Below are 26,795 nucleotides of genomic sequence, written 5' to 3'. Positions count from 1 at the left end.
TTCCTCACCGCTCGATCAGCGCAATGCGCTTGTTGTACCAGTTCATCAGCAACGAAATGCTGATACTGATCGCCAGGTACACACTCATGGTGATCGCAATCACCTCGATGGCCTGGCCCGTCTGGTTCAACACTGTGCCGGCAAACAGCGAAACCATTTCCGGGTAGCCGATACCGGCCGCCAGGGAGGAGTTTTTCGCCAGGTTCAGGTATTGGCTGGTCAACGGTGGAATGATCACGCGCAGGGCCTGCGGGATGATCACTTTGCGCAGGGTCGGACCGTTGCGCAGCCCCAGGGAACGGGCGGCTTCGGTCTGACCGTGGCTGACCGACTTGATGCCCGAGCGTACGATCTCGGCGATGAAGGCCGCGGTGTACACGGTCAAGGCCAGGGTCAAGGCCAGCAGTTCCGGGATCAGCACCCAGCCACCGACGAAGTTGAAGCCCTTGAGCTCCGGCATTTCCCAATGCACCGGCGCACCAAAAAGCAGCGCGCTCAACGCCGGGATCACCAGGAACAGCGCCAGGCCGACCCAGAATTTATGAAACGGCTCGCCAGTCGCTTCGAAACGCTTGTTGGCCCAACGCGCCATCAGCACGATGGCGACGATCGCCAGCACAACACTGATCACGAACGGCCAGAACCCTTCGGCCATCAGCGCGGCAGGCATGTTCAGGCCCCGACTGCTGACAAAGAAGGTGTCGCCGAAGTTATGGGCGGCCCGCGGTCCTGGCATGCTCAGGAATACCGCGAAGTACCAGAACAGGATTTGCAGCAGTGGCGGGATATTACGGAAAACCTCGACATAAACGGTTGCCAGCTTGGAAATGATCCAATTCTGCGACAGCCGTGCCACACCGATGATGAACCCCAGGATAGTTGCCAGGATCACGCCAATGAACGTGACCAGCAGCGTGTTGAGCAACCCGATGACAAAGACCCGGGCATAGCTGTCCGCTTCGGTGTAGTCGATCAGGTGTTGGGCGATGCCGAAACCGGCACTGCGTTCCAGGAAGCCGAAACCGGAGGTGATGCCTCGGTGCTGAAGATTGGTTTGTGTGTTATCGAACAGAAACCAGCCCAGCGCGATAACCGCCACGACAGTGACGATTTGAAATACCCACGCACGCACTCGTGGATCGCTGAGGCTGAGCCTCTGCTTAGGTGCGCCGATTGAATTTTGCATGAAGTGCCCCGCAAAGAATGGAACAGAACATCACCCGGTGGTTGGCCCACCGGGTGATAGAACCATCAGCGCACTGGTGGTGCGTATTGAATGCCGCCGGCGTTCCACAGAGCGTTCAGGCCGCGGTCGATTTCCAGCGGAGTGCCCTTGCCGAGGTTGCGCTCGAACATTTCACCGTAGTTGCCGACCTGCTTGACGATCTGCACAACCCAGTCTTTCGGCAGTTTCAGGTCTTTGCCGTATTCACCATCAGCGCCCAGCATACGAGCGACATCAGGGTTCTTGGTGGACTTGGCTTCGGCCTCGACGTTCTTCGAGGTCACACCAGCTTCTTCAGCGTTGAGCAAGGCGTAGCCAGTCCAACGGACAATGGCCAGCCACTCGTCGTCGCCGTTACGCACGACTGGGCCCAGGGGCTCCTTGGAAATGGTTTCCGGCAGAACCACGTAGTCCTTTGGCGAAGCCAGCTTGCTGCGCTGGGCGAACAGCTGGGATTTGTCCGAGGTCAGCACGTCGCAACGACCGGATTCCAGCGACTTGGCGCTTTCATCGGAGGTGTCGAAAGTGATCGGGGTGTACTTCAGGCCGTTGGCGCGGAAGTAGTCGGAAACGTTCAGCTCGGTGGTGGTACCGGCCTGGATGCAGATGGTTGCACCGTCCAGTTCCTTGGCGCTTTTGACGCCCAGCTTGTTGTTGGCCAGGAAGCCGATGCCGTCGTAGTAGGTGATGAAGCCTGGGAATTTCAAGCCCATGCCCGCGTCACGGGAGCTGGTCATGGTGGAGTTGCGCGAGAGCATGTCGATTTCGCCCGATTGCAGCGCGGTGAAGCGCTCCTTGGCGTTCAACTGGCTGAACTTGACCTTGGTCGCATCGCCAAATACAGCAGCGGCCACGGCACGGCAGAAATCAGCGTCGATACCGACGATCTTGCCGGTCGAATCAGGCACCGAGAAACCCGGCAGGCCATCACTCACACCACATTGCACAAAACCTTTTTTCTGCACGGCATCCAGAGTTGCACCCGCCTGAGCGAACCCGCTGACACCAAGGACTGCTGCTGCAGTCATGACGGCCAGGGTGGATTTCAGTAACTTCATTCAAACCTCCAGTTTTGCTCTTGTTGTGTCGGAGCTCGAGTCCTGTCGCACCCTTTTGGGGCATTGCCGACCCTTGTTGGCTTTTTTTAGGGTCAACCGACGTCTGGACCTTCGCTATGAGTCTAATAATGAGGATGTCCGTAAACAGTGGTCATGCCCATCTCTCACCAATCGGCCGAACGGGCTGTAGCCCTTCACGTTCGCGAAGCCCGTAGCGGCTACTGGCGAACATTCATCACCGGATTTCTGATATCCCATGCGTCGCGGTGAACTGATAGTGTTACCGCACAGCGTAAGAATCATCACTCGGGTACACCCATAGCAAAGCCCGTACCAGACCGCTGCGCTTAGCCCTTGTAAAACACGTCAAGACAAAAACTTTCAACTTTGCGACATCTAATTAACTGAGACACCGGACACGCACTGTAATCACGCACTGATTGGGCGCGCCCGCACAGATTTGGAGCACAACCATGACCGACCCCCTGATTCTCGAGCCCAGCGGCACTGCCGACGCGTGCGTTATCTGGCTTCACGGCCTGGGCGCCGATCGTTTTGATTTCCTGCCAGTCGCTGAAATGTTGCAACAAAGTTTGCTCACCACACGTTTCGTTCTACCCCAGGCACCGACCCAACCAGTAACGATTAACGGCGGCTACGCCATGCCCAGTTGGTACGACATCCGGGCCTTGAGCCCGGCGCGGGCCATTGACGAACAGCAGCTCGAAGCCTCGGCACAACGGGTCATCGACCTGATCGAAACCCAGCGAGCCAGCGGAATAGACGCCTCGCGGATTTTCCTGGCGGGTTTCTCCCAGGGCGGCGCGGTGGTCTATCACACGGCATTCGTGAAATGGCAGGGCCCGCTGGGCGGCGTGGTCGCGCTGTCTACTTATGCACCGACTTTCAGCGATGAGTTGCAATTGTCGGCCAGCCAGCAACGTATTCCAGTCCTGGCGCTGCACGGGCAATACGACGAAGTGGTACTCAACCCCATGGGTCGGACCGCAAAAGAGTATTTGAAGCAGCATGGTGTCACCGTGACATGGCAAGAATACCCAATGGGCCACGAAGTGTTACCCGAGGAGATTCGCGACATCGGCACCTGGCTGGCCGAGCGGTTGCGCTAAGAGGCTGATCGCCACGCCGGTCCTTTGACGATCACACTACGCCGCGCCCGTTTCTTGCATTACACTGGCCGGCGTACATTCCTTAACCAATCGATGAGATGACCGTGCTCAAAGCACTCAAGAAGATGTTCGGTAAAAGCGAGGCCGAGCAACTCGCGCCTGGCTCCACTGCGCCGACCCACGGCCCGAGCCGTACCGATGCGCAACAACCGCGCCGGGCGGCACCTGTTGCACAGGCAACAAAAGAACCCGTCGCCCAGCCTGTTACGGCCCCCGAGCCCGAGAAACCACGCAACGAAACCCCCAGGCCACGGCGCGAACGCGCACCGAAACCGCCGGTCGTCGCCTGGAAGCTCGAGGACTTCGTCGTAGAACCCCAGGAAGGCAAGACCCGCTTCCACGATTTCAAGCTCGCCCCGGAACTGATGCATGCCATCCAGGACCTGGGTTTCCCGTATTGCACGCCGATCCAGGCGCAAGTGCTCGGTTACACCCTCGCCGGCAAAGACGCCATCGGTCGCGCCCAGACCGGCACCGGCAAGACCGCCGCATTCCTGATTTCCATCATCACCCAGCTGCTCCAGACCCCACCGCCCAAGGAACGCTACATGGGCGAACCGCGGGCGCTGATCATCGCGCCGACCCGCGAGCTGGTGGTGCAGATCGCCAAGGACGCCGCCGACCTGACCAAGTACACCGGCCTGAACGTCATGACGTTCGTGGGTGGCATGGATTTCGACAAGCAGCTCAAGCACCTCGAAGCCCGTCACTGCGACATCCTGGTCGCCACGCCGGGCCGCCTGCTGGACTTCAACCAGCGCGGCGACGTGCACCTGGACATGGTCGAAGTGATGGTGCTGGACGAAGCCGACCGCATGCTCGACATGGGCTTCATCCCGCAAGTGCGCCAGATCATTCGCCAGACTCCACCGAAAAGCGAACGCCAGACCCTGCTGTTCTCCGCCACCTTCACCGAGGACGTGATGAACCTGGCCAAGCAGTGGACCACCGACCCTGCCATCGTCGAGATCGAAGCCGAGAACGTCGCCAGCGAAAACGTCGAGCAACATATCTACGCAGTCGCCGGGGCCGACAAGTACAAGCTGCTCTACAACCTGGTCAACGACAACGGTTGGGAGCGGGTGATGGTGTTCGCCAACCGCAAGGACGAAGTGCGCCGCATCGAGGAACGCCTGGTGCGCGATGGCGTCAACGCGGCCCAGCTCTCGGGCGACGTGCCGCAACACAAGCGCATCAAGACCCTCGAAGGTTTCCGTGAAGGCAAGATTCGCGTGCTGGTGGCCACCGACGTGGCCGGTCGTGGTATCCACATCGACGGCATCAGCCACGTGATCAATTTCACCCTGCCGGAAGTGCCGGACGACTACGTGCATCGCATCGGCCGTACCGGTCGTGCCGGGGCCGCGGGGGTTTCGATCAGCTTCGCCGGTGAGGATGACTCCTACCAGTTGCCGTCGATTGAGGCGTTGCTGGGGAAAAAGATTAATTGCGAAACTCCGCCGACGCATCTGTTGCGACCGGTCGAGCGCAAGCGCCCTTAGCATCGAGACGGACGCAGAGCGTCCATGAGGCATTCCCACGCAGAGCGTGGGAATGATCAGCGCAGCCAAGACAGGCTGCGCTTTTTTTTGCCTGGGGATATTGCTCGATTGAACTAAAAGTCCATAATGGACAAATTAGTTTACGCAAGCATCCGGAGCCCCCATGTCCAGCACGCCCCATGTGATGACCCAAGCCCAGGCCCGAGAACTGCTCGGGCAAATCGACGTGCCGCACATCCTGCGCAAGCTGTTCCGTGATCTCGCCGCTGGACAAGCGGTGCAGCCACCCCAGCAACTGGTGGTGTTTCCACAGGGCGCCGGGGACTTCATCAACTATCTGGGTGTGCTGGCTGAAGACCAGGTCTACGGGGTCAAGACCTCGCCCTACATCGTTCGCGAGCAAGGTCCGCTGGTGACCGCCTGGACCTTGTTGATGTCGATGCAGACCGGCCAGCCGCTGCTACTGTGCGATGCCGCCGAGTTGACCACCGCTCGCACCGCTGCCACCACGGCTGTTGCCGTCGATGCCCTCGCCCCGCACACCGCCCGGCGCCTGGCGGTCATCGGTAGCGGTGCGGTGGCGCGGGCACACGTGCAATACGTCAAGGGCCTGCGGGACTGGCAAGCTATCAGCCTATATTCGCCAGGCCTGAAGACCAAGTCGGCACAAGAACTTGCCTCCATCACCGACCTGGACCCGCGCCTGCACATCGCCGACAGCCTTGAAGCGGCGCTGCACGACGCTGATGTGGTGATGCTCTGCACCTCGTCCGCCAAAGCGGTACTCGACCCGCAGGCCCTGGGCAAACCGGCGCTGATCACCTCCATCAGCACCAACGCCCCACGCGCCCATGAAGTCCCCCCTCAAAGCCTCAACGACATGGACGTGTTCTGCGACTATCGTCAGACCACCCCAGGCTCGGCCGGTGAAATGCTGATCGCCGGCGAAGAGCATGGCTGGGAGGCGTCGAGCATCGTCGGCGATTTGCCCGAATTACTCAGCGAACACGTGGCGCGTCCCGACTACCAACGCCACGTGTTCTTCCGCTCCATTGGTCTGGGCCTGGAAGATGTTGCGCTGGCGAATGCCCTGTATCGACTTCACAACTGACACCCCCCATTCCCTTGTGGGAGCGAGCTTGCTCGCGATGGCGGTGGGTCAGTCACCTTCAATATCGACTGTCAGGCCGCCTTCGCGAGCAAGCTCGCTCCCACAGGGGTCTTCGAGTTCCCGGGCACATTCTTCGCAGGAGAATTCATGAAACAAGCAGATTTCATCATCATCGGCGGCGGCATTGCCGGTGCATCCACCGGTTACTGGCTCGCCCCCCACGGCCGTGTGATTGTGCTCGAACGCGAATCCCATCCGGCCTACCACTCCACCGGACGCTCGGCGGCGCTGTATACCGCCGCCTACGGCACCCCTCAGGTGCGGGCGCTGACCCAGGCCAGCCGGGATTTTTTCGACGCCCCGCCGACCGGTTTCTGCGAACACCCCTTGCTGACCCCACGGGGCGAAATGACCGTGGACTTCACCGGTGACCCGGCCGAGTTGAACAACCAATACCTCAGCGCCAAGGCCACGGTGCCGCAGATGCAACTGCTCAGCGCCGACGAGGCCTGTGTGCGGCTGCCGATCCTGCGACGGGAGAAAGTCCACGGAGCGATCTACGACCCCACGGCCTGCGACATCGACACCGATGCACTGCACCAAGGCTACCTGCGCGGTATTCGTCGCAATGGCGGTGAAGTGCACACCGACAGCGAAGTCCAGCAATTGAGCCGCGATGATCAGGGGCTGTGGCAGGTGAAGACCGCCAACCAGACGTTCACCGCACCGATCCTGATCAATGCTGCCGGCGCATGGGCCGATCACATTGCCGAAATGGCCGGCGCCCGGAAGCTGGGGTTGCAGCCCAAGCGGCGCGCAGCGTTCATTTTTGCCGGGCCCGAGGGCGTGGACATCCATGACTGGCCGATGCTGGTGAGCCTGGACGAATCCTTCTATATGAAACCTGACGCCGGCATGTTCCTCGGCTCGCCAGCCAACGCCGACCCGGTGGAACCCCATGACGTGCAGCCGGAAGAGCTGGACATCGCCATGGGCATCTACCAGATCGAAGAAGCCACTACCCTGACCATCCGCCGCCCGACCCGCACCTGGGCCGGCTTGCGCAGTTTCGTGCCCGACGGTGACCTGCTGTCCGGTTTCGATCCGCAGCTGCCCGGGCTGTATTGGGTCGCAGCCCAGGGTGGCTACGGCATCCAGACCTCACCGGCCATGGGCCAGGCCAGCGCGGCGCTGGTGCGTGGCGAACCGCTGCCCGAGGCCCTGGCCCGTTTCGGCCTGAACAGCGCCATGCTGTCACCCGAACGCCTGGGCTGAGCCACCTTGAGGTGACGCATCGCCACGATTGCGGCACACTCCCCCGCGCCCCTGTTCCACGGGGCGCTGACGCTGCCTGGAGCCCTGTCATGACTGCCTCGCCACCCGATCCGGCGCTGGAAAACTTCCGCACCATCGCCGACGCCATCGCCACGCTGTTCTACCCCCACGCCGAAGTGGTGCTGCACGACCTGCGCACCCAGAAAGTCGATTACATCGCCAATAACCTGTCCAAGCGCGAAATTGGCGATGACTCGTCCCTGGAAGACATGCTCAGCGAGGACGTCAGCGAACGTAATATCGGGCCCTACGAAAAGCTGAACTGGGACGGACAGAAGATTCGCAGCCTCAGCAGCGTACTGCGCGACGCCGACGGTCATCCGCTGGCGGTGCTGTGCATCAACCTGAATATTTCGCTGTTCGAGAATGCCAAGGCCGCGCTGGATCTGTTCCTGTCGCCGAGCAAGTTGATCCCCCAGCCCGACTCACTGTTTCGCGATGACTGGCAGGAACGGATCAACACCTTCCTGCATGCCTGGATGCGCGAGCGTCAGTTGAGCCTGAACCTGCTGACCCGCGACCACAAACGCGAGCTGGTGCTGGCGCTGCATGCCGAAGGCGCATTCAAGGGCAAGAGCGCGTCCAACTACGTGGCCAATGTGCTGAATATGGGGCGGGCGACGGTGTACAAGCATTTGAAGGAGCTGAAGGGCTGAAATCTGCTTTGCCAGGTCTGCCGCCTTCGCGAGCAAGCTCGCTCCCACACTGGATCTTTGTACCCAGGTCCCCTGTGGGAGCGAGCTTGCTCGCGATGGCGGTCAATCAGTCGCCATAGATATCCGACTTGAAATACTTGCCCTGGATCTTCTGATACTCCCCATTGGCCCGAATCCCATCGATGGCCTTGTTCAAATCCGCCACCAGTTGGGTATTGCCCTTGCGCACCGCGATACCGGCGCCTTCGCCGACGTATTTGGGGTCCTTGAGCTCGGGGCCGACAAAGGCGTAGCCCTTGCCACGAGGCATCGACAGGAAGTCTTCCAGCGGGATGGTGTCGGCGAAAATCGCGTCGAGCCGACCGGACGCCAGGTCCATGTAGATTTCTTCGTTGTTGCTATAGCGCTTGACGATCACACCCTTGGGTTCGAGGACTTCAGTGGCGTAGCGGTCAGTGGTGGTGGCCCGCTGCACACCGACGGTCTTGCCCTTGAGGCTGGCGTACTGGTCATCGACCACCGCCCCTTCCTTCATGACCAGGCGCGATGAGGTGAAGTAGTACTTGTGGGTGAAATCCACCGATTTCTTGCGCTCTTCGGTAATGGTCATGGACGACAACGCCAGATCGATCTTCTTCACCTTGAGCGCCGGAATCAGCCCGTCGAACTCACCCTCGATCCACTCGCACTTGACCTGCATCTGCGCGCACAGGGCATTGCCGATGTCGTAGTCGAACCCCTCGATCTTCCCTTCCGAGGTCTTGGAAGCAAACGGCGGATATGCCGCCTCGATGCCGATGCGCAAGGTTTTCTCAGCGGCGAACAGGCTGCTGGAGGCCAACAGGCTCAAGGCCAGGCCGGTGATGAGGGGGAGTTTTTTCATGATCGATCTCTCGCGGGTTGTTGTTGGTTTGGCAGAGAAAGGTGGGGCGATGACTTTATATGTACTTATAAATCCATATTGGACTTTAATGTACATATCGTCAATTGGGGGAACAGGGGAAAGTGATGGGAGGCTGCTGGCCCCTTCGCGAGCAGGCTCGCTCCCACAAGGGACCTTGTGTACAACGAAGATCCACTGTGGGAGCGAGCTTGCTCGCGATGGCGACTTATGGCTTGCGAAAAAACAACAGGTTGCTTACTGTTTCCAGCGATCCGCCGCCGCATGGTCACTGTCCCGCCCTTCAACCCAGCGCGGGCCGTCGACAGTGTTTTCCTTTTTCCAGAACGGCGCTCGGGTCTTGAGGTAGTCCATGACAAAGGCGCAGGCGTCGAACGCCGCCTGGCGATGGGCACTGGCGGCACCGACGAAGACGATCGGCTCGCCCGGTTCCAGGGCACCGATCCGGTGCAGCACCTCCAGCTTGAGCAACGGCCAGCGCTGCTCGGCCTCGGTGGCGATCTTGCCCAAGGCTTTTTCTGTCATGCCTGGGTAATGCTCCAAGAACATCCCGGACACATCGAGGCCGTCATTGAAGTCACGCACGTAGCCGACAAAACTCACCACCGCCCCCACGCCGACATTGGCCGCGTGCATCGCGTTGACTTCGCCCCCTGCGTCGAACGGTTCGACCTGCACACGAATCGCCATGGTTCAGCCTCCGGTCACGGTGGGGAAAAACGCCACTTCGTCGCCGTCCGCCAGCGGTTCGTCGAGCTGGCACAGGTCTTCATTGCGCGCGCACATCAGGTTTTGTTCCTTCAGCACCTCGGCCCCGTCACGCAGGGCAAGCAGCACGCGCACATCGTCGACCGTGGCGAAATCGCCTTCCACCTTTACCGAATCCACGCCAAGCGCTTCACGGTAACGGGCAAAGAACTTCACGTTGATTTTCATGACGCATCCGCCTGGAAATGGCCGCTCTTGCCGCCGAGTTTTTCCAACACCCGCACGCCTTCGATGGTCATGCCACGGTCGACGGCCTTGCACATGTCGTAGATGGTCAGTGCGGCGACGCTGGCGGCGGTGAGCGCCTCCATTTCCACGCCGGTCTGCCCCGACAGTTTGCAACGGGCGACGATGCGCACCCGGTCCTCGCCTTCGGCATTGAGCTCGACCTTGACGCTGGTGAGCAGCAGCGGGTGGCAGAGCGGAATCAGGTCACTGGTTTTCTTGGCCGCCTGGATGCCAGCAATGCGTGCGACGGCGAACACATCGCCCTTGGGGTGACCGCCGCTGACGATCATCTGCAGCGTGTCGGGCAACATGCGCACAAAGGCCTCGGCCGTGGCTTCACGGAACGTCACGGCCTTGTCGGTCACGTCGACCATGTTGGCGCGACCTTGGGAATCGAGATGAGTCAGCACAGGGTTACTCCTGATCGGGAGTGTCGATTGTAAACCCGTGGGTCAAATTCCGGCAGGCTTGATTGTCGCACCTGCAATTTGCAAAACACCGGAGATCCCTTGTGGGAGCGAGCTTGCTCGCGATGAGGGTGTGTCAGGCACCTATTTTTATCTGACACACCCTCATCGCGAGCAAGCTCGCTCCCACAGGGGTTATATGTCAGGCAGAAAAAAAAACCGGGCGACCATAGGGTCGCCCGGTTTGGCTGGGGTTACAGGTGGGATTCGGCGTATTCGGCCAGGATCGAGCGCGGTACGCCCTGCAGGGTGATGTGGACCCCGTTGGGGAAGTCCTTGAAGCGTTCGGTCAGGTAGGTCAGCCCGGAGCTGGTCGCGGACAGGTAAGGGGTGTCGATCTGCGCCAGGTTACCCAGGCACACCACTTTGGAACCGGCACCGGCACGGGTGATGATGGTTTTCATCTGGTGCGGGGTCAGGTTCTGGCATTCGTCGATCAGGATCAGGCTCTGCTGGAAGCTGCGCCCCCTAATGTAGTTGAGGGATTTGAACTGCAACGGCACTTTGCTGAGGATGTAGTCGACGCTGCCATGGGTGCTTTCGTCATCCATGTGCAAGGCTTCGAGGTTGTCGGTTATCGCCCCCAGCCACGGCTCCATTTTCTCCGCTTCGGTACCGGGCAGGAAGCCGATTTCCTGGTCCAGGCCCTGCACGCTGCGGGTGGCGATGATGCGCCGGTAGCGCTTGCTGACCATGGTCTGCTCGATGGCAGCGGCCAGGGCCAGAATGGTCTTGCCGGAACCGGCGGCGCCGGACAGGTTGACCAGGTGGATATCCGGATCAAGCAAAGCGAACAGCGCCAGGCTCTGATAGATGTCACGGGGCTTGAGGCCCCAGGCCTCCTGATGCAGCAAAGGTTCCTGGTGCAGGTCGAGGATCAGCAGCTTGTCGACATGGATTTCCTTGATCCAGCCGACGAAGCCTTGTTCGTCGATGATGAACTCGTTGATGTGCACGGCCGGCAGGTTGTCGATCAACTGCACCTGGTGCCAGGTGCGGCCGTGGTCCTGGCGGGTCTCGACCTTGCTCACACGGTCCCAGAAGGAGCCGGTCATGTTGTGGTAGCCATTGGGCAACAGCGAGACGTCGTCGACCAGTTGGTCGGTGCTGTAGTCCTCCGCCGCGATCCCGCAGGCGCGGGCCTTGAGGCGCATGTTGATGTCTTTGGTCACCAGCACCACGGCCTGGTCCTTGGTGCGCGCGTGCAGGTCGATCAACTGGTTGATGATGATGTTGTCGTTCAGGTGTTCAGGCAGCACCAGGTTGGGTTCGGTGCGCTTGCTCATCAGGATCGAAAGCAGGCCCTTGGGGCCACTTTTGCCGCGCTGGATCGGCACGCCGAGCTCAACGTCCTCCGGAGAGGCGTCACCCAGGGTCTTGTCGATCAGGCGGATCGCCTGCCGGCATTCGGCCGCAACGCTGTGGTGTCCGCTCTTGAGCTTGTCCAGCTCCTCAAGCACGGTCATCGGGATGGCAACGTGGTGTTCTTCGAAGTTCAGCAGGGCGTTTGGATCGTGGATCAATACGTTGGTATCGAGTACATAGAGGATTGGCTGGTTGGAGGAAAGGCTGCGTCCGTGGTCATCCATACTCGGTCACCTATGTGGGGGCCATTCGACGCAATACCGTGACAGTGCTGCGCCTCGAGGTAGCCACCGAATTCACCCGCGACGATTCAGGTGAACTGCACACAATCTGGGTCTTGGAAGACGCCACCTGTGTTGCAGGTTTCGGCGGTCTGTCTTCTTGATACTCCAAAAACCATGACAGGAAAAAGCACTTTGACGCTTTTTTGAAGTTTATTTTTCAGAGTGACGAATAACCCTTGGCGTACCGCCATTGCGCCGTTAAAGTCGGAAGTCCGGTTGTCATGAATGTGCGCCGGTTTTTTCTCGTCCCCCAATGTTTCCGGGCCTTTTCAGGTTTCAGCGAAACGCTTCCTGGCAGTCCGCCCAACCGATCCCGCTTTGCGCCGTCTGCGTCATCAACCAGGGCATCGCCGTTTTCACCCCATCCTGCTTGGCATTGAAATTGATCACCCCGTGGCGCCACAGCAGCATCAGGGTCAGTACACGCTGGGCGCTTTGCTCAGGCTTGAGTCGATTGTTGCTGTCCTGGGGATCGATGTCCCACAGCGCCACTTGCAAGCCCTGCTGCTGGAAGAACGCTTGCGCATCGCCGCGACGCTGGCCTTGGGGCGGACGGAACAGCGGCACGAAATTTTCGGGCAGCTTGCCCTTGACCAGCTCGACACTGCGCCGGACCGAGTCTTGCCAGTCCTGCCAATAACTGTGGGAGCGGAACTCCCAGCCCTGCACGCCCACGCATTGTCTCGAATACAACGCCTGGAGATTGTTGACCGAGCCCTCTTGCAACCGCGCCTGGATATCCTTGCCCAGCACGAAGAAGGTGCCATTGATGTTCGCCTTGCGCAGGTATTCGGCCAACCACGGGGTGTTGTCCGGCACAACGTTGGCGGCGCTGTCGAAGGTCAGCAGGAACAGGCGGTCGTTCATGCCTTCGCCGTTGCGTTCGTAATCGCCGAAACGTTCGATTTCGCTGCTGGTTTGCGGAAAAAGCGCGGCTTTACGCAGCAGTTCGTCGCGGTATTGGGTATGAAAGATCTGGCTCGGCGCGGCCCACTTGATGTAGTAGGAATTGTCATCCAGATGGAATCTGCGTGCCTCTTCGCGCAGGGTCGCCATGTCCTCGACCAGGTAACAGAAGGAAGCGTCCTGATCGCAACTGCGTTGGGCAAAGTTGTAGTTGGCCAACAACCGCTGCCACAGCCGGGCGCGAAGCGCGTCGATAGCAACCATATTGACCGAACGCAGCCCCAGGTACTGCTTGAGCGCAATTTCGTCCATGGCATCGACGTCCAGCAGGACCCGGGCGAACATCAGGATCTCGGCCCGCGAGGCCACGTCGAACAGCGTCGGGCTGGTGAGTTGTTCCGGCCAGGTGCTGCGGTCCAGGGTCGCGACGTCGTTGAGCGCGGGCGCGGCAATTGCACCCAGGCTCAACAGCCAGGCCGATAACAGAAGAGCGATACGCAAAAGGGATGTCTCCATAACGAAACCCGCGCGGCATCATAGCCGATCCTGGCGCAATACCCTTGTGATCAGAGGACTTGGGGAGCAGACCTGTGGGAGCAAAGCTTGCTCGCGATGCAGGCGACAAGGTCCATCTGCAAGATTGCGTCATCGTTCATCGCGAGCAAGCTTTGCTCCCACAGACTTTGCTCCCACAGCTCCCTCACCACAAATGCCCGTCAATACTCGCCCATCCATCACCTATCACCCCAATAGCTGGAGTCCACCCGGACAACCCCCTAGAATCGCCGCACCCTCAAGGAGACGATTTCATGCTGATGGTGATTTCCCCCGCCAAGACCCTCGATTACGAAACACCGCCGGCCACCGCGCGTTTTACCCAGCCGCAGTACCTGGATCATTCCCAGGAACTGATCGAGCAACTGCGCGAACTCTCCCCGGCACAGATCAGCGAGCTGATGCATGTCTCCGACAAGATCGGCGGCCTCAATGCCGCGCGATTTGGCAGTTGGACACCGGCGTTCACCCCAACCAATGCCAAGCAGGCGCTGCTGGCCTTCAAGGGCGACGTGTACACGGGCCTCGATGCGCAGAGCTTTGGCGACGCCGACTTCGACTACGCCCAGCAACATCTGCGCATGCTTTCTGGCCTCTATGGCCTGCTGCGGCCACTGGACCTGATGCAACCCTATCGCCTGGAAATGGGCACTAAGCTGGCCAATGCCCGGGGCAAGGACCTTTATGCTTTCTGGGGCACGCGCATCAGCGAATGGTTGAACGAAGCCCTCGCCGACCAGGGCGACGACGTACTGCTGAACCTGGCTTCCAATGAATACTTCTCGGCGGTCAAGCGCAGCGCACTGAAAGCGCGCGTCATCGATACCGAATTCCGCGACCTAAAAAATGGCCAGTACAAAATCATCAGCTTCTACGCCAAGAAAGCCCGGGGCCTGATGAGTCGTTTCGTGATTCAGGAAAGGATCAACGACCCTGCGGCACTCAGCCAATTCGATGTACAGGGCTACCGCTTCAACGCCCAACAGTCGAGCCGGGACAAACTGGTTTTCCTGCGCGATCACGCCCCTGAATAAGGCATAACCTTATACCGCCCCCTGATCGGGGGCTTCGATCATCTGCCTACTTGTCATCTTAGTTCCTCGCCCACCTCGCCATTTTCATGGCGCCAATAAATCACCCCACCCCTGCGCTAACTTTTCTTTCACTCGACACTCGTCAGTTTTTTGCGTAGTGGCACCGATTTTTTTCATCGGTAGTGGCACAAAACTATCTACCCCTTCTAACTCCCCATTAATAAAGGGCGAAACGGTAAGTGCCATCATATTGAGGCCAGTGCCATCTTCGATAATATTTCGAAAAATTTCGAAAATCGCGATGAGCGGATCGGAACTATGTGAAATTGCATGGCTCATACCATCCGTAACGATTCTCGGCGAGCGTGTACGAGATAACTTACAAAGGACGACGAACGGATTAACCAAGTTGTCACGACAACTTAGTCAAACGGTCGTCTAATTGGATCCACCCTTAAAGGATGGGAGATAAAGCACCATTACTATCCCCTACAAGGCCAAGGCTGCGCCCCTATAACGTGCTCACCCGAGCACACAACCTTTTGATTTTGTGGGCTTTTTGCCAGGGATCGAAAGTGAAGGACCTTTGCACGAGCGTTCCCGATAACGAGGACTGGCTGCATAACAGGGCAGGTCATAACAACTAGGCCACATTGCGCACAACTTGAGTGCATTTATTTAGACACTCGGAACTTAGTATGCCTGCACACGGCATTGTGGCGCCTGCATTCCACACTTCCGAGTGCACTATGACCGCTGAACACTATTAACTCCGGCCATTTAATGGCGTGAAAAACAGAGGGAAATGCGATGCGCATTAGCATATTTGGTTTGGGTTACGTCGGTGCAGTATGTGCCGGTTGCCTGTCTGCACGGGGCCATGATGTAGTTGGCGTAGATGTCGCCAAAGACAAAATCGACATGATCAACGCTGGCAAATCGCCAATCGTTGAACCGGGTCTTGGCGAGCTATTGGCGCAAGGCATTCAAACAGGCCGACTGCGTGGTACCACCAACTTCGCCGAAGCCATTCGCGATACTGACCTGTCGATGATTTGTGTCGGTACACCGAGCAAAAAGAACGGCGACCTGGAACTGAACTACATCGAAGCCGTGTGCCGCGAGATCGGTTTTGTCCTGCGTGACAAGACCACCCGCCACACCATCGTGGTTCGTAGCACCGTATTGCCGGGCACTGTGGCAAACGTCGTTATCCCGATCCTGGAAGACTGCTCCGGCAAGAAAGCCGGCGTCGATTTCGGTGTCGCAGTCAACCCTGAATTCCTGCGCGAAAGCACCGCGATCAAAGACTACGACCAGCCGCCGATGACCGTTATCGGTGAGTTCGACAAAGCCTCTGGCGACGTTCTGCAATCGCTGTACGAAGAGCTCGACGCGCCGATCATCCGCAAGGACATCGCCGTTGCCGAGATGATCAAGTACACCTGCAACGTGTGGCACGCCACCAAGGTGACCTTCGCCAACGAGATCGGCAACATCGCCAAGGCTGTCGGCGTCGATGGTCGTGAAGTGATGGATGTGGTCTGCCAGGACAAGACCCTGAACCTGTCCCAGTACTACATGCGTCCAGGCTTCGCCTTCGGCGGCTCCTGCCTGCCCAAGGACGTTCGCGCCCTGACCTACCGCGCCGGTTCCCTGGACGTGGAAGCGCCGCTGCTCAACTCGCTGATGCGCAGCAACGAATCCCAGGTGCAGAACGCCTTCGACATCGTTTCCAGCCACGACAAGCGCAAAGTCGCCCTGCTGGGCCTGAGCTTCAAGGCCGGTACCGACGACCTGCGTGAAAGCCCACTGGTAGAACTGGCGGAGATGCTGATCGGCAAGGGTTTCGACCTGAAGATCTACGACAGCAACGTCGAATACGCCCGCGTCCACGGTGCGAACAAGGATTACATCGAGTCGAAGATCCCTCACGTCTCGTCCTTGCTCAACTCCGACTTCGACTCGGTGATCGACAGCTCCGACATCATCATCCTGGGTAACCGCGATGAGAAGTTCCGCGCGCTGACCGAGAACGTACCGGAAGGCAAGCAGGTCATCGACCTGGTCGGCTTCATGTCCAAGGCCACCAACCCGAGTGGCCGGACCGAAGGCATCTGCTGGTAAGTCTGTTTGCCGGCCGGGGCATGCCCCGGCCGGCCTTTCGCCTGCCTTAACCCATCGGGCCGCCCACAAGGCCCGCCCGAGATAGAGACGGATGCAGATTATGCACAGGCTAAAGCACGGCCTGCTTCAGGCCGCCGGTTGGCTGTTTTACTTGAGTTTATTGATGGGCATCGCCATGGCGCTGCCCACGTCCACGTTCGACTCCGAATCCAAGGACTTCATCTTCCTGATCGGCGCCGTGGGCATCTGGCGTTACTCCATGGGAGCAACGCATTTCGTGCGCGGCATGATCTTCCTGTACATCGTCTACCCGCACCTGCGCCGCAAGGTACGCAAGCTGGGCAAGGCGGCGGATCCGTCCCATGTGTACCTGATGGTCACCAGCTTCCGGATCGATGCGCTGACCACCGCCCAGGTGTATGGCTCGGTGATTCGCGAGGCCATCGAATGCGGGCTGCCCACCACCGTGGTCTGCTCCATCGTGGAAATGTCCGACGAACTGCTGGTCAAGAGCCTCTGGGCCCGCATGAACCCACCAGCGCGGGTCAAGCTGGACTTCGTGCGTATCCCTGGCACCGGCAAGCGCGACGGCCTGGCCTACGGTTTCCGCGCCATCTCCCGCCACTTGCCGGACGACCGCGCCGTAGTAGCGGTGATCGACGGCGACACCGTGCTCGCCGAAGGCGTCGTGCGCAAGACCGTGCCGTGGTTCCAACTGTTCGGCAACGTCGGCGGCCTGACCACCAACGAGTTCTGCGAAGTGCGCGGCGGCTACATCATGAGCGAATGGCACAAGCTGCGTTTCGCCCAGCGTCACATCAACATGTGCTCCATGGCCTTGTCCAAGCGCGTGCTGACCATGACCGGCCGCATGTCGGTGTTCCGCGCCACCGTGGTCACCAACCCGGACTTCATCGCCGACGTGGAAAGCGACTCGCTGCAACACTGGCGCCTGGGCCGCTTCAAGTTCCTGACCGGCGATGACAAGTCGAGCTGGTTCAGCCTGATGCGCCTGGGTTACGACACCTTCTACGTGCCCGATGCGGCGATCAACACCGTTGAACACCCGCCGGAGAAGAGCTTCATCAAGGCCAGCCGAAAACTGATGTTCCGCTGGTACGGCAACAACCTGCGGCAGAACTCCCGGGCACTGGGCCTGGGTCTGCGCCGTCTGGGCCTGTTCACCTCGGTGGTGCTGTTCGACCAGCGTGTGTCGATGTGGACCTCGCTGCTGGGCCTGACCGTGGCACTGATCGCCAGCTTCAAGTACGGCACCGCGTTCATCCTGGTGTACCTGCTGTGGATCGGCATCACGCGGTTGATCCTGACACTGTTGCTGTCGTGCTCCGGACACCGGATCGGCCCTGCCTACCCGGCGATTCTCTATTACAACCAGATCGTCGGTGCCCTGGTGAAGATCTACGTGTTCTTCCGCCTCGATCAACAGTCCTGGACCCGCCAGCCCACCCACCTGACCCGTGATCTCGCCAGCTTTCAACGTTGGTTCAACACTTGGTCGTCTCGGACCATGACCTTCTCCGCCGGCAGCATTTTTGTCGCCGTGCTGCTGACGATGGTCTGACCGGACTTGAATGAATTAACTAGGAAATCGCCCCTATGAACACCGCCGTGAATGTCAACGTAGTGCATGAATCCGAAGCCCAGCGCCAACACGCCAGGGTCAAAATCCCGGCCAAGCTGCGCTTCTTCGGTCCTGACCGTACGCCGATGGAAGTCAAGGTCCTGGACCTGTCCGCCGGCGGCCTGAGCTTCAACGCCGGCCAGATGCCTCTCAAGACCGGGGAGTCCTACAAAGGTCGCCTGCAGTTCGTCATCGACAACCTTGGCCTGGCCATGGACGTGGAATTGCAGATCCGTTCCTACGACCGCCAGACCGGCCGCACCGGTTGCCAGTTCCAGAACCTGGAGCCTCGGGACATCTCGACACTGCGTCACATCATTACCTCGCACCTGGCCGGCGACATCGTCGGTGTCGGCGATGTGCTGGCGACCCTGCAGCGCGATAACTTCACCAAGGCTCGCAAGCAGAAAGACGAAAACGGTGGCATGAGTGCCTTGGGTCGCCTGCGCGCCGTGACCTTCAGCCTGGGCGTCTTTGTCGTTGGCCTCGCGGCGTTCGGTTTCATCTTCAAGTCTGTGTACGGCATGTACTTCGTCAGCCATGCCCAGGCCGGTCTGGTGAATGTACCGGGCATGGCCATCACCATGCCGCGCGACGGCACCGTGCAGAGCCTGGTCAAGGCCGACGGCGCGGCCGCCAAGGGCGCCCCGCTGGCGACCTTCAGCACCAGCATGCTCGACGTGCTCAAGGGTCACCTGGACGACAACCAGTTGCAGCCGGCCAAGGTCGAGGAACTGTTCGGCAAGCAAATGACCGGCACCCTGACGTCGCCGTGCGACTGCATCGTGTCCCAGCAACTGGTCGCCAACGGCCAGTACGCAAGCAAGGGTGACGTGATCTTCCAACTGGTCCCACGGGGCACCGAGGCCAACGTCGAAGCGCGCTTCTCCTATCGCCAGTTCGGCGACGTGCGCCCAGGTACGCCAGTCAACTTCCAGGTCGCCGGCGAAGACACCACCCGTACCGGCAAGATCGTCAGCAGCACCAGCCTGAAAAGTGCCGACCTGTCCTCCGATATCCGTGTGCTGATCCAACCTGACGAACCCCTGGACAGCTCGCTGGCCGGCCGTCCGGTAGAAGTCACCAGCGACCGTGGCCCGAACCTGAACTGGCTGATCGACAAAGCCATGGCCGTCGGTATTTAAGTCGAGGATATGCCCGTGACCATTATAAAAATCCTGAACACCCCACAGACCCTGTGGGAGCGAGCTTGCTCGCGAAAGGATCAACGCGGTCAGGATGCTATGCCGCAAACTCGTTCCCACATGGGAACTCTGTGTGCCCTGGCACTGGCCGTCAGCCTGGCCGGTTGTGCCGGCCTGCCCGATCAACGCCTGGCCAATGAAGCCCTCAAGCGCGGCGACACGGCGCTGGCGCAGCAGAACTACCAGCAGCTGGCCGACCTGGGCTACAGCGAGGCCCAGGTGGGCCTGGCTGACATCCAGGTGGATAGCCACGACCCCGAGCAGATGAAAAAAGCCGAGGCGACTTACCGCGCCGCCGCCGATATCTCGCCACGGGCCCAGGCTCGCCTGGGTCGCCTGCTGGTGGCCAAGCCCGGTTCTACCGAAGCGGAAAAACACGAAGCCGAAGGCCTGTTGAAGAAAGCTTTCGCCAACGGAGAAGGCAACACCCTGATCCCGCTGGCGATGCTGTACCTGCAATATCCCCACAGCTTCCCGAACGTCAACGCCCAACAGCAGATCAGCCAATGGCGCAGCGCCGGTTATCCGGAAGCGGGCCTGGCGCAGATTCTGCTCTACCGCACCCAGGGCACCTACGACCAGCACCTGGACGAAGTCGAGAAGGTCTGCAAGGCCGCGCTGGCGACCACGGACATCTGCTACGTCGAACTGGCCACGGTCTATCAGAAACGCGGCCAGCCGGAACAGCAGGCCGCACTGCTCAAGCAGATGCAGGACGGTCACGCCCGTGGCGTCGTATCCGCCCAGCGCGTGGACAGCGTCGCCCGTGTCCTGGCCGACGCCAGCCTGGGCAAGACCGATGAAAAGACCGCCCAGTCGTTGCTCGAAGGCATCGCCCCTGGCTACCCCGCTGCCTGGGTCAGCCTGGCGCAACTGCTCTACGACTTCCCGGAACTGGGTGACGTCGACAAGATGATGCAGTACCTGGAAAACGGCCGCGCCGCCGACCAGCCGCGCGCCGAGCTGTTGCTGGGCAAGCTTTACTACGAAGGCAAGTGGGTCCCGGCCGATGCCAAGGTCGCCGAGGCACATTTCCAGAAAGCCGTGGGCCGCGAAGTGGCCGCCGACTACTACCTCGGCCAGATCTATCGCCGCGGTTACCTGGGCCAGGTGTACTCGCAAAAAGCCCTGGACCACCTGCTCAAGGCCGCCCGCAACGGCCAGAACAGCGCCGACTTTGCCATTGCCCAGCTGTTCTCCCAGGGCAAGGGCACCAAGCCCAACCCGGTCAACGCCTATGTGTTCAGCCAGTTGGCCAAGGTGCAGAACACCCCGCAAGCCACCGAGCTTGCCCAAACCCTCGAAGCACAATTACCGCCGGAACAACTTGCACAAGCCCAACGCCTGCTACAACAAGAGCAGGCCATTCGCGGCGCTATGAGCCCCGATACGCTTGAACTGCAAGCCCTAAAAGAAGATGACGGCGAGGAACCTCTATGAAGCTTTTGAAGCTCAACCCTTTTGTGCAGGCTGGTATTGGCCTGTCGTTTGCCCTGCTGTGGTCCTGTCCGACCCTGGCGGCACTGACCGATAGCAAGAATTTCGGCCTGGAAGTGAAGATCACCGGGCAGTCCGAAGATGACCGTGACCTCGGCACCCAGAGCGGTGGCGACGTCAACGGTGTCGGCCTGGACCTGCGTCCATGGGTCTACGGTGAAAGCGAAAGCGGCGCCTGGAGCGCCTACGCCATGGCCCAGGCCGTGACCTCCAGCGACATCATCGAGACCGACACCCTGCAACAGTCCGATGGCAGCACCCAGCAAACCGACAGCGGTGACCGCGAAGCCAAGAAAAGCTACCTGGCCATGCGCGAGTTCTGGATTGGCTACCGCGGCCTGACCCCCTACCCGGGCGAGCAGTTGAAGTTCGGTCGCCAGCGCCTGCGCAACGACGACGGCCAATGGCGCGACACCAACATCGAAGCCTTGAACTGGACCTTCGATACCACCTTGCTGCGGGCCAACCTCGGCGTGGCCGAACGGTTCAGCGAGTACCGTACCGACCTCAAGGAATTGTCCCCCAAGGACAAGGACCGCCTGCACGTCTATGGCGACGTGGGCTACCAGTGGATGCCAGGCCAGTGGGCCGGTATCCGCGCCCACCACTCCCATGACAATGGCAGCCTCGATTACCCGACCCCGGGCGAAGCCACCGACACCCTGGACAAGACCCAGAACGGCGACATCTCCTGGCTCGGCCTGGAAGCCAACAGCGACGCCTACAACTGGCGCAACACCAACACCGTCAACTACTGGGCCAGCCTCACCGGCATGAGCGGCGAGCGCGACACCGTCAACCCGCTCAACGCCGACGGCACGCGCCCGACAGAAGCCAAGCACAGCGATGACGTGGACGGCTGGGCCACTGACCTGGGTATCCGCCTGCGTCTGGACCCGCAATGGCAAGTCGGTGCGGCCTATGCCCGCGCCAGCGATGAGTACCAACAGAACGGCCTGCAAAGCAACCGCTCGAACTTCACCGGCACCCGCTCGCGCGTGCACCGTTTCGGCGAAGCGTTCCGTGGCGAAATGGCCAACACCCAGAGCGCCAGCCTGTTCGGTTCCTGGCAACTGCGTGACGAATACGACGCCAGCCTTGTGTATCACAAGTTCTGGCGCGTGGACGGCAACAAGCCAGTGGGCAGCAACGGCATCAACGCCGTGGAAAACAACACCGACGACGTGACCGGCGCGATTCTGTCCACCTCGTCCCTGCCGCTGAATGACGGCGAAAAGGACCTGGGCCAGGAAGTCGATCTGGTCGTCACCAAGTACTTCAAGCAAGGCCTGCTACCGGCCGCGCTGAGTCAATCCATTGATGAGCCCTCGGCGCTGGTGCGCTTTCGTGGCGGCGTGTTCAAGCCAGGCGACGCCTACGGCAAAGAGGTCGATTCGTACATGCATCGCGCCTTTGTCGACGTGATCTGGCGCTTCTGATGCGAATGGCCATGGGAGTGCCCGAAATGAACCGCTACCTCAGGAACAGCCAGGCGATGAAAGGTTCGATCAGCCTGTTGGTCGCAGCGATGCTGCTGGCCGGCTCGCCGGCGTTCGCCAACGTTGAACCGGTGGTCAAGCCGGGCAACGTGGTCAAAGGTCTGCAACAAGCCAAGACCTACACCGTCAGCAGCGCGCCGATCGCACCACTGGAGCTGGCCACGCCGACCCTGCCCGACCTCAAAGGCTATACGGCCGAAGCGGTCGCGGCCAAGATCGTGCGCAGCAAGCCCGGCAAGATCAGCGTGCGGCGGATGATGCAGGAAAACGCCTTGAAGGACTTCATCGGCGGTGACAACAAGATGGCCGAGTGGGTCGTGCGTCAGCACGGCATCCCACAGGCCATCTTCGTCGACGATGGCTACATGAACCTCAAGGACCTGGCCAAGAAGTTGCCCAAGTACATCATCGAAACTTCGCCAGGTGTCTACCTGGCGAAGATTCCGATCGTGGTCGGCCAGAAAGGCATCCTGGAAATCGACAAACAGACCCAGGAACTGCGCCTGTCCCAGGAAGGCGGCGCGTTCCTGGTCAACGATGGCCATATGTTCATCCGCGACACCAAGGTCACCGGCTGGCGTGAAAAGGAAAACGGCCCTGCGACCTTCCGTTCACCCAAGGAATTCCGTCCGTTCCTGCTGGCCTGGGGAGGCACCGAGACCTACATCGTCAACACCAAGATGGCCAGTTTCGGCTACTCCAACAGTAAGTCGTACGGGGTGAGTATTTCCCAGTACACGCCGAACATGGCCAAGGTCCTCAAGCGCCCGGAACCGACCGGCTGGATCATCGGTTCCGAGTTCTCGGACATGTGGTACGGCTTCTACTGCTATGAAACCCGCGACTTCGTGGTCAAGGGCAATACCTACAAAGACAACATTGTCTACGGCATCGACCCCCACGACCGTTCCCATCGGCTGATCATTGCCGACAACACCGTCTACGGGACCAAGAAGAAGCACGGGATCATTATTTCCCGTGAAGTCAACGACAGCTTCATTTTCAACAACCGCAGCTATGACAACAAACTCTCGGGCCTGGTGATCGACCGTAACAGCGTGAACAACCTGATCGCCTACAACGAGATCTACAAGAACCACACCGACGGCATCACGCTCTATGAGAGTGCTGACAACCTGCTGTGGGGCAACAAAGTGATCAGCAACCGCCGCCACGGCATCCGGATTCGTAACAGCGTGAACATCCGCCTCTACGAAAACGTGTCCATGGCCAACGGCCTGACCGGCCTCTACGGCCACATCAAAGACCTGTCCGACACCGACCGTGACATCAAGCTCGACCCGTTCGACGCCGAAGTCTCGCTGATCGTGGTCGGCGGCGAACTGGCTGCCAACGGCAGCGGCCCGCTGTCCATCGACTCGCCGTTGAGCGTCGAGCTGTACCGCGTGTCCATGCTCGCACCGACCAAATCCAGCGGCATCAGCTTCTCGGGAATCCTCGGCGAGCGCCAGGATGAAATTCTCGACCTGCTGGTGCGCCAGCAGAAAGCCGTGCTGATCGACCCCGTCGAACGCCAGACCGAAATGCGGGACTGAGGATGACCTTTATGAACCCAAAGATGATCAAACTCCTGGGCCTGTCCGCCCTGACTGCCGGCATTCTCGCCGCTGCAAGCGGCGCCCGCGCCGATGAAACCAAGGCCCCGAGCTTCACGGCCGAGCCATGCTGCAACCTGTGCCCTGAAGCCCACGACGCGAAGAACTACACCACGCGCTACCAGCAGAACTTCACCACGCTGGTGCAGGCCCAGGGCGACTGGTTGTTCCGGACCCAGGAAGACCTGCGGACCGAATTCAACACCACCCCGGCCGGCTACAAGCGCCTGCAGCAGTTGCACGATGCGTTCAAGGCAAAAGGCGTCGAACTGGTGCTCGTCTACCAGCCAACCCGGGGCCTGGTGAACCGCAACAAGCTCAACCCACAGGAAAAGGCCGCTTTCGACTACGAGAAAGCCCTGACCAACTACAAATCCATGCTCGGCCGTTTCGCCCAGATGGGTTACGTGGTGCCAGACCTGTCGCCGCTGACCAACGAAAGCCTGCCCGAAACCCTGCCGGCCCACGATTTCTATTTCCGTGGCGACCAGCACTGGACGCCATACGGCGCCCAGCGCACGGCCAAGATCGTCGCCGAGAAGGTCAAGCAGATCCCGGCCTTCGCCGACATTCCCAAGCGTGAGTTCGAGACCAAGAAGTCCGGTCGCATGGGCAAGACCGGTACCCTGCACAACATGGCCGGGCAGCTGTGCGGCACCAGCTATGCGATCCAGTACATGGACCAGTTCACCACCGAGCCTAAGGGCGAGGCTGGCGACGGCGACCTGTTCAGCGATTCCGGCAACCCGCAGATCACCCTCGTGGGCACCAGTCACAGTGGCAAGAACTACAACTTCGCCGGCTTCCTGGAAGAGGCCATCGGCGCCGACATCCTCAACGTAGCCTTCCCCGGCGGCGGTTTCGAGGGCGCGATGATCCAGTACCTGGGCAGCGAAGAGTTCCAGAAGAATCCGCCGAAAATCCTCATCTGGGAATTCTCGCCGCTGTATCGCCTGGACCAGGAAACCATCTATCGCCAGATGATGGCGCTGCTGGACAACAACGGTTGCGAAGGCAAGCCGGCATTGATGAGCAGCAAGACCGCGCTCAAGCCGGGCAAGAACGAATTGATGGTCAATAGCAAGAACATGGATCTGCGTAACGGCAGCCACCAGGTCGACATCCGCTTCGCCGACACCTCGGTGAAAACCTTGCAAGCCACCCTCTGGTACATGAATGGGCGCCACGAGGATATCAAGATCGAAAAACCGGATACCTCCGAAACCGACGGACGTTTCGCCTTCCAGCTGCGCACCGACGAGGACTGGGCTTCGCAAAACCTTCTGGCTGTCGAAGTCCAGGGCCCCGAAGCCGGTAAAGAGCCGCAGCAGATCGAAGCGAAAATCTGTAAACGCAACGCATCTCCGCAAGCCGAACAAACGGCTCAAATCGGACAATGAGGTCTCGTCTCATGACCAGTACCACGCGCACCCGAACGTTGAAAACGCTGCTGGCGCCCTCCCTGCTGACCCTGGCGATGTTCGCCGGGGCCACGCAGGCGGCGGCCCCGCTGCGCCCGCCACAGGGTTACTTCGCCCCGATCGAAAAGGTCAAGGCCGGCGAAGCGGCCCAAGGCTGCGACGCCACACCAACGCCCTACACCGGCTCCCTGCAATTTCGCAGCAAGTACGAGGGCTCCGACAAGGCCCGTGCGACCCTGAACGTGCAATCGGAAAAAGCCTTCCGCGACAGCACCGCCGACATCACCAAGATCGAGCGTGGCGTCAGCAAGCAAGTGATGCAATTCATGCGTGACGGCCGTCCCGAACAATTGGAATGCACCCTCAACTGGCTGACCGCGTGGGCCCAAGCCGATGCGCTGATGTCCAAGGACTTCAACCACACCGGTAAGTCCATGCGCAAATGGGCACTGGGTAGCATGGCTTCGGCCTATGTGCGCCTGAAGTTTTCCGAGTCCCGCCCACTGGCCAATCACCCGGAGCAGGCGCAACTGATCGAAGGCTGGTTCAGCCGAATGGCCGATCAGGTGGTCAGCGACTGGGACAACCTGCCGCTGGACAAGACCAACAACCACTCCTACTGGGCCGCCTGGTCGGTGATGGCCACCTCCGTGGCAACCAACCGCCGCGACCTGTTCGATTGGGCCGTCAAGGAATACAAGGTCGGCGTCAACCAGGTCGATGCCGACGGTTTCCTGCCCAACGAACTCAAGCGCAAGCAACGCGCCCTGTCCTACCACAACTATGCCCTGCCGCCACTGGCGATGATCGCCAGTTTCGCCCAGGTCAATGGTGTGGACCTGCGCCAGGAAAACAACGGCGCCCTCAAGCGCTTGGGTGACCGGGTGCTGGCCGGGGTCGAAGACCCGGACATCTTCGAAGAGAAGAACGGCGACAAGCAGGACATGAAGGACCTGAAGGTCGACTCGAAATTCGCCTGGCTCGAACCGTTCTGCAGCCTCTACACCTGCAGCGAGGATGTGCTGGAGCGCAAGCATGAGATGCAACCGTTCAAGACCTTCCGCCTCGGCGGTGACTTGACCCGGGTGTACGACCCTTCGCGGGAGAAAGGCGAAAAAGGAAGCTGATTCACCGCTGATCGTTCCCACGCTCTGCGTGGGAATGCAGCCCGGGACGCTCTGCGTCCCACAAAGCCGAACGCGG

Annotated in this window: 23 protein-coding genes; 14 read left to right on the top strand and 9 right to left on the bottom strand. The window is 60.2% G+C overall.

The window, feature by feature from the left end; translation table 11 throughout:
• Positions 1-4: 4 nt before the first annotated feature.
• On the bottom strand, positions 5-1,186 hold the full coding sequence (locus tag AB4O09_RS06895) for an amino acid ABC transporter permease (RefSeq protein WP_460108045.1): 1,182 nt from the start codon (positions 1,184-1,186) through the stop codon (positions 5-7).
• Positions 1,187-1,251: 65 nt separating this feature from the next.
• On the bottom strand, positions 1,252-2,283 hold the full coding sequence (locus AB4O09_RS06890) for an amino acid ABC transporter substrate-binding protein (protein ID WP_003205302.1): 1,032 nt from the start codon (positions 2,281-2,283) through the stop codon (positions 1,252-1,254).
• A gap of 473 nt (positions 2,284-2,756) precedes the next feature.
• Between AB4O09_RS06890 and AB4O09_RS06885 the strand changes: the two genes are divergently transcribed.
• The 5 genes from AB4O09_RS06885 to AB4O09_RS06865 all read left to right on the top strand — a co-directional run bounded on the left by AB4O09_RS06885 (position 2,757) and on the right by AB4O09_RS06865 (position 8,077).
• The gene (locus AB4O09_RS06885) at positions 2,757-3,413 is read left to right on the top strand and encodes an alpha/beta hydrolase (RefSeq protein WP_003205303.1); all 657 of its coding nucleotides are present in this window, start codon (positions 2,757-2,759) and stop codon (positions 3,411-3,413) included.
• Between the two features lie 98 nt (positions 3,414-3,511).
• Entirely contained in the window at positions 3,512-4,975 is a 1,464-nt protein-coding gene (rhlB, locus tag AB4O09_RS06880; RefSeq protein ID WP_003205304.1) for an ATP-dependent RNA helicase RhlB, read from the top strand.
• A 163-nt stretch (positions 4,976-5,138) separates the two neighbouring features.
• Entirely contained in the window at positions 5,139-6,086 is a 948-nt protein-coding gene (locus AB4O09_RS06875) for an ornithine cyclodeaminase family protein (RefSeq protein ID WP_003205305.1), read from the top strand.
• Between the two features lie 147 nt (positions 6,087-6,233).
• On the top strand, positions 6,234-7,361 hold the full coding sequence (locus AB4O09_RS06870; RefSeq protein WP_013694161.1) for an NAD(P)/FAD-dependent oxidoreductase: 1,128 nt from the start codon (positions 6,234-6,236) through the stop codon (positions 7,359-7,361).
• An 89-nt stretch (positions 7,362-7,450) separates the two neighbouring features.
• Positions 7,451-8,077 carry a helix-turn-helix transcriptional regulator gene (locus tag AB4O09_RS06865; protein WP_003205307.1) on the top strand — a complete coding sequence of 209 codons (627 nt, stop codon included), beginning with the start codon at positions 7,451-7,453 and terminating at the stop codon, positions 8,075-8,077.
• Positions 8,078-8,183: 106 nt separating this feature from the next.
• Here the strand turns inward: AB4O09_RS06865 and AB4O09_RS06860 are convergent, their stop codons facing one another.
• The 6 genes from AB4O09_RS06860 to AB4O09_RS06835 all read right to left on the bottom strand — a co-directional run bounded on the left by AB4O09_RS06860 (position 8,184) and on the right by AB4O09_RS06835 (position 13,497).
• A complete protein-coding gene (locus AB4O09_RS06860) occupies positions 8,184-8,960 on the bottom strand; it encodes an ABC transporter substrate-binding protein (RefSeq protein WP_003205308.1) in 777 nt (258 codons plus the stop codon).
• A 255-nt stretch (positions 8,961-9,215) separates the two neighbouring features.
• Positions 9,216-9,668 (bottom strand): molybdopterin synthase catalytic subunit MoaE, encoded by a 453-nt coding sequence (gene moaE / locus AB4O09_RS06855; protein WP_003205309.1) that lies wholly within the window; start codon positions 9,666-9,668, stop codon positions 9,216-9,218.
• Between the two features lie 3 nt (positions 9,669-9,671).
• Positions 9,672-9,914: a MoaD/ThiS family protein gene (locus AB4O09_RS06850; RefSeq protein WP_003205310.1), complete on the bottom strand. Its 243-nt coding sequence runs from the start codon at positions 9,912-9,914 to the stop codon at positions 9,672-9,674.
• Complete coding sequence (moaC, locus tag AB4O09_RS06845; RefSeq protein ID WP_003205311.1) at positions 9,911-10,384, bottom strand: cyclic pyranopterin monophosphate synthase MoaC; 474 nt, start codon at positions 10,382-10,384, stop codon at positions 9,911-9,913. Before moaC ends, AB4O09_RS06850 begins: the two co-directional genes overlap by 4 nt.
• 251 nt (positions 10,385-10,635) lie before the next feature.
• Positions 10,636-12,030, bottom strand: a complete 1,395-nt coding sequence (locus tag AB4O09_RS06840) for a PhoH family protein (RefSeq protein ID WP_003205312.1) — start codon at positions 12,028-12,030, stop codon at positions 10,636-10,638.
• Between the two features lie 336 nt (positions 12,031-12,366).
• On the bottom strand, positions 12,367-13,497 hold the full coding sequence (locus AB4O09_RS06835; RefSeq protein WP_003205313.1) for a polysaccharide deacetylase family protein: 1,131 nt from the start codon (positions 13,495-13,497) through the stop codon (positions 12,367-12,369).
• 308 nt (positions 13,498-13,805) lie between these two features.
• Here AB4O09_RS06835 and yaaA point away from each other — a divergent pair, with 308 nt between their 5' ends.
• A complete protein-coding gene (yaaA, locus tag AB4O09_RS06830; protein ID WP_003205314.1) occupies positions 13,806-14,585 on the top strand; it encodes a peroxide stress protein YaaA in 780 nt (259 codons plus the stop codon).
• Between the two features lie 84 nt (positions 14,586-14,669).
• Here the strand turns inward: yaaA and AB4O09_RS06825 are convergent, their stop codons facing one another.
• Complete coding sequence (locus AB4O09_RS06825) at positions 14,670-14,924, bottom strand: hypothetical protein (protein WP_146002231.1); 255 nt, start codon at positions 14,922-14,924, stop codon at positions 14,670-14,672.
• 471 nt (positions 14,925-15,395) lie between these two features.
• Between AB4O09_RS06825 and AB4O09_RS06820 the strand changes: the two genes are divergently transcribed.
• The 8 genes from AB4O09_RS06820 (at position 15,396) to AB4O09_RS06785 (ending at position 26,719) form a co-directional block, all read left to right on the top strand.
• Positions 15,396-16,712 carry a nucleotide sugar dehydrogenase gene (locus AB4O09_RS06820; protein WP_003205315.1) on the top strand — a complete coding sequence of 439 codons (1,317 nt, stop codon included), beginning with the start codon at positions 15,396-15,398 and terminating at the stop codon, positions 16,710-16,712.
• 100 nt (positions 16,713-16,812) lie between these two features.
• Positions 16,813-18,294, top strand: coding sequence for a mannuronan synthase (gene alg8 / locus AB4O09_RS06815; protein WP_003205316.1), 1,482 nt, complete (start codon positions 16,813-16,815; stop codon positions 18,292-18,294).
• Between the two features lie 35 nt (positions 18,295-18,329).
• Positions 18,330-19,499 (top strand): alginate biosynthesis protein Alg44, encoded by a 1,170-nt coding sequence (locus tag AB4O09_RS06810; RefSeq protein WP_003205317.1) that lies wholly within the window; start codon positions 18,330-18,332, stop codon positions 19,497-19,499.
• A 15-nt stretch (positions 19,500-19,514) separates the two neighbouring features.
• Positions 19,515-20,999 (top strand): alginate biosynthesis TPR repeat lipoprotein AlgK, encoded by a 1,485-nt coding sequence (gene algK, locus AB4O09_RS06805; RefSeq protein WP_003205318.1) that lies wholly within the window; start codon positions 19,515-19,517, stop codon positions 20,997-20,999.
• Positions 21,000-21,004: 5 nt separating this feature from the next.
• Complete coding sequence (locus AB4O09_RS06800; protein WP_027911418.1) at positions 21,005-22,495, top strand: alginate export family protein; 1,491 nt, start codon at positions 21,005-21,007, stop codon at positions 22,493-22,495.
• A gap of 26 nt (positions 22,496-22,521) precedes the next feature.
• The gene (gene algG / locus AB4O09_RS06795; protein WP_003205320.1) at positions 22,522-24,111 is read left to right on the top strand and encodes a mannuronan 5-epimerase AlgG; all 1,590 of its coding nucleotides are present in this window, start codon (positions 22,522-22,524) and stop codon (positions 24,109-24,111) included.
• Between the two features lie 11 nt (positions 24,112-24,122).
• Complete coding sequence (locus tag AB4O09_RS06790) at positions 24,123-25,571, top strand: alginate O-acetyltransferase (RefSeq protein WP_003205321.1); 1,449 nt, start codon at positions 24,123-24,125, stop codon at positions 25,569-25,571.
• A gap of 11 nt (positions 25,572-25,582) precedes the next feature.
• Positions 25,583-26,719, top strand: a complete 1,137-nt coding sequence (locus AB4O09_RS06785) for a mannuronate-specific alginate lyase (protein WP_003205322.1) — start codon at positions 25,583-25,585, stop codon at positions 26,717-26,719.
• Positions 26,720-26,795: the final 76 nt, after the last annotated feature.

Source organism: Pseudomonas sp. H1_F01 (assembly GCF_054681425.1).
Note: the sequence above shows the minus strand (reverse complement) of the source record. Positions and strands in the feature narration are given on the sequence as shown.

Coding starts and splice junctions, on each gene's coding strand:
- AB4O09_RS06850 (WP_003205310.1), bottom strand. CDS start 9,914: ATGAAAATCAACGTGAAGTTCTTTGCCCGTTACCGTGAAGCGCTTGGC.
- AB4O09_RS06810 (WP_003205317.1), top strand. CDS start 18,330: ATGAACACCGCCGTGAATGTCAACGTAGTGCATGAATCCGAAGCCCAG.
- AB4O09_RS06885 (WP_003205303.1), top strand. CDS start 2,757: ATGACCGACCCCCTGATTCTCGAGCCCAGCGGCACTGCCGACGCGTGC.
- rhlB (WP_003205304.1), top strand. CDS start 3,512: ATGACCGTGCTCAAAGCACTCAAGAAGATGTTCGGTAAAAGCGAGGCC.
- AB4O09_RS06860 (WP_003205308.1), bottom strand. CDS start 8,960: ATGAAAAAACTCCCCCTCATCACCGGCCTGGCCTTGAGCCTGTTGGCC.
- AB4O09_RS06820 (WP_003205315.1), top strand. CDS start 15,396: ATGCGCATTAGCATATTTGGTTTGGGTTACGTCGGTGCAGTATGTGCC.
- moaE (WP_003205309.1), bottom strand. CDS start 9,668: ATGGCGATTCGTGTGCAGGTCGAACCGTTCGACGCAGGGGGCGAAGTC.
- AB4O09_RS06840 (WP_003205312.1), bottom strand. CDS start 12,030: ATGGATGACCACGGACGCAGCCTTTCCTCCAACCAGCCAATCCTCTAT.
- alg8 (WP_003205316.1), top strand. CDS start 16,813: ATGCACAGGCTAAAGCACGGCCTGCTTCAGGCCGCCGGTTGGCTGTTT.
- AB4O09_RS06825 (WP_146002231.1), bottom strand. CDS start 14,924: ATGAGCCATGCAATTTCACATAGTTCCGATCCGCTCATCGCGATTTTC.
- AB4O09_RS06790 (WP_003205321.1), top strand. CDS start 24,123: ATGAACCCAAAGATGATCAAACTCCTGGGCCTGTCCGCCCTGACTGCC.
- AB4O09_RS06785 (WP_003205322.1), top strand. CDS start 25,583: ATGACCAGTACCACGCGCACCCGAACGTTGAAAACGCTGCTGGCGCCC.
- AB4O09_RS06895 (WP_460108045.1), bottom strand. CDS start 1,186: ATGCAAAATTCAATCGGCGCACCTAAGCAGAGGCTCAGCCTCAGCGAT.
- yaaA (WP_003205314.1), top strand. CDS start 13,806: ATGCTGATGGTGATTTCCCCCGCCAAGACCCTCGATTACGAAACACCG.
- AB4O09_RS06865 (WP_003205307.1), top strand. CDS start 7,451: ATGACTGCCTCGCCACCCGATCCGGCGCTGGAAAACTTCCGCACCATC.
- AB4O09_RS06890 (WP_003205302.1), bottom strand. CDS start 2,283: ATGAAGTTACTGAAATCCACCCTGGCCGTCATGACTGCAGCAGCAGTC.
- AB4O09_RS06875 (WP_003205305.1), top strand. CDS start 5,139: ATGTCCAGCACGCCCCATGTGATGACCCAAGCCCAGGCCCGAGAACTG.
- AB4O09_RS06870 (WP_013694161.1), top strand. CDS start 6,234: ATGAAACAAGCAGATTTCATCATCATCGGCGGCGGCATTGCCGGTGCA.
- algG (WP_003205320.1), top strand. CDS start 22,522: ATGAACCGCTACCTCAGGAACAGCCAGGCGATGAAAGGTTCGATCAGC.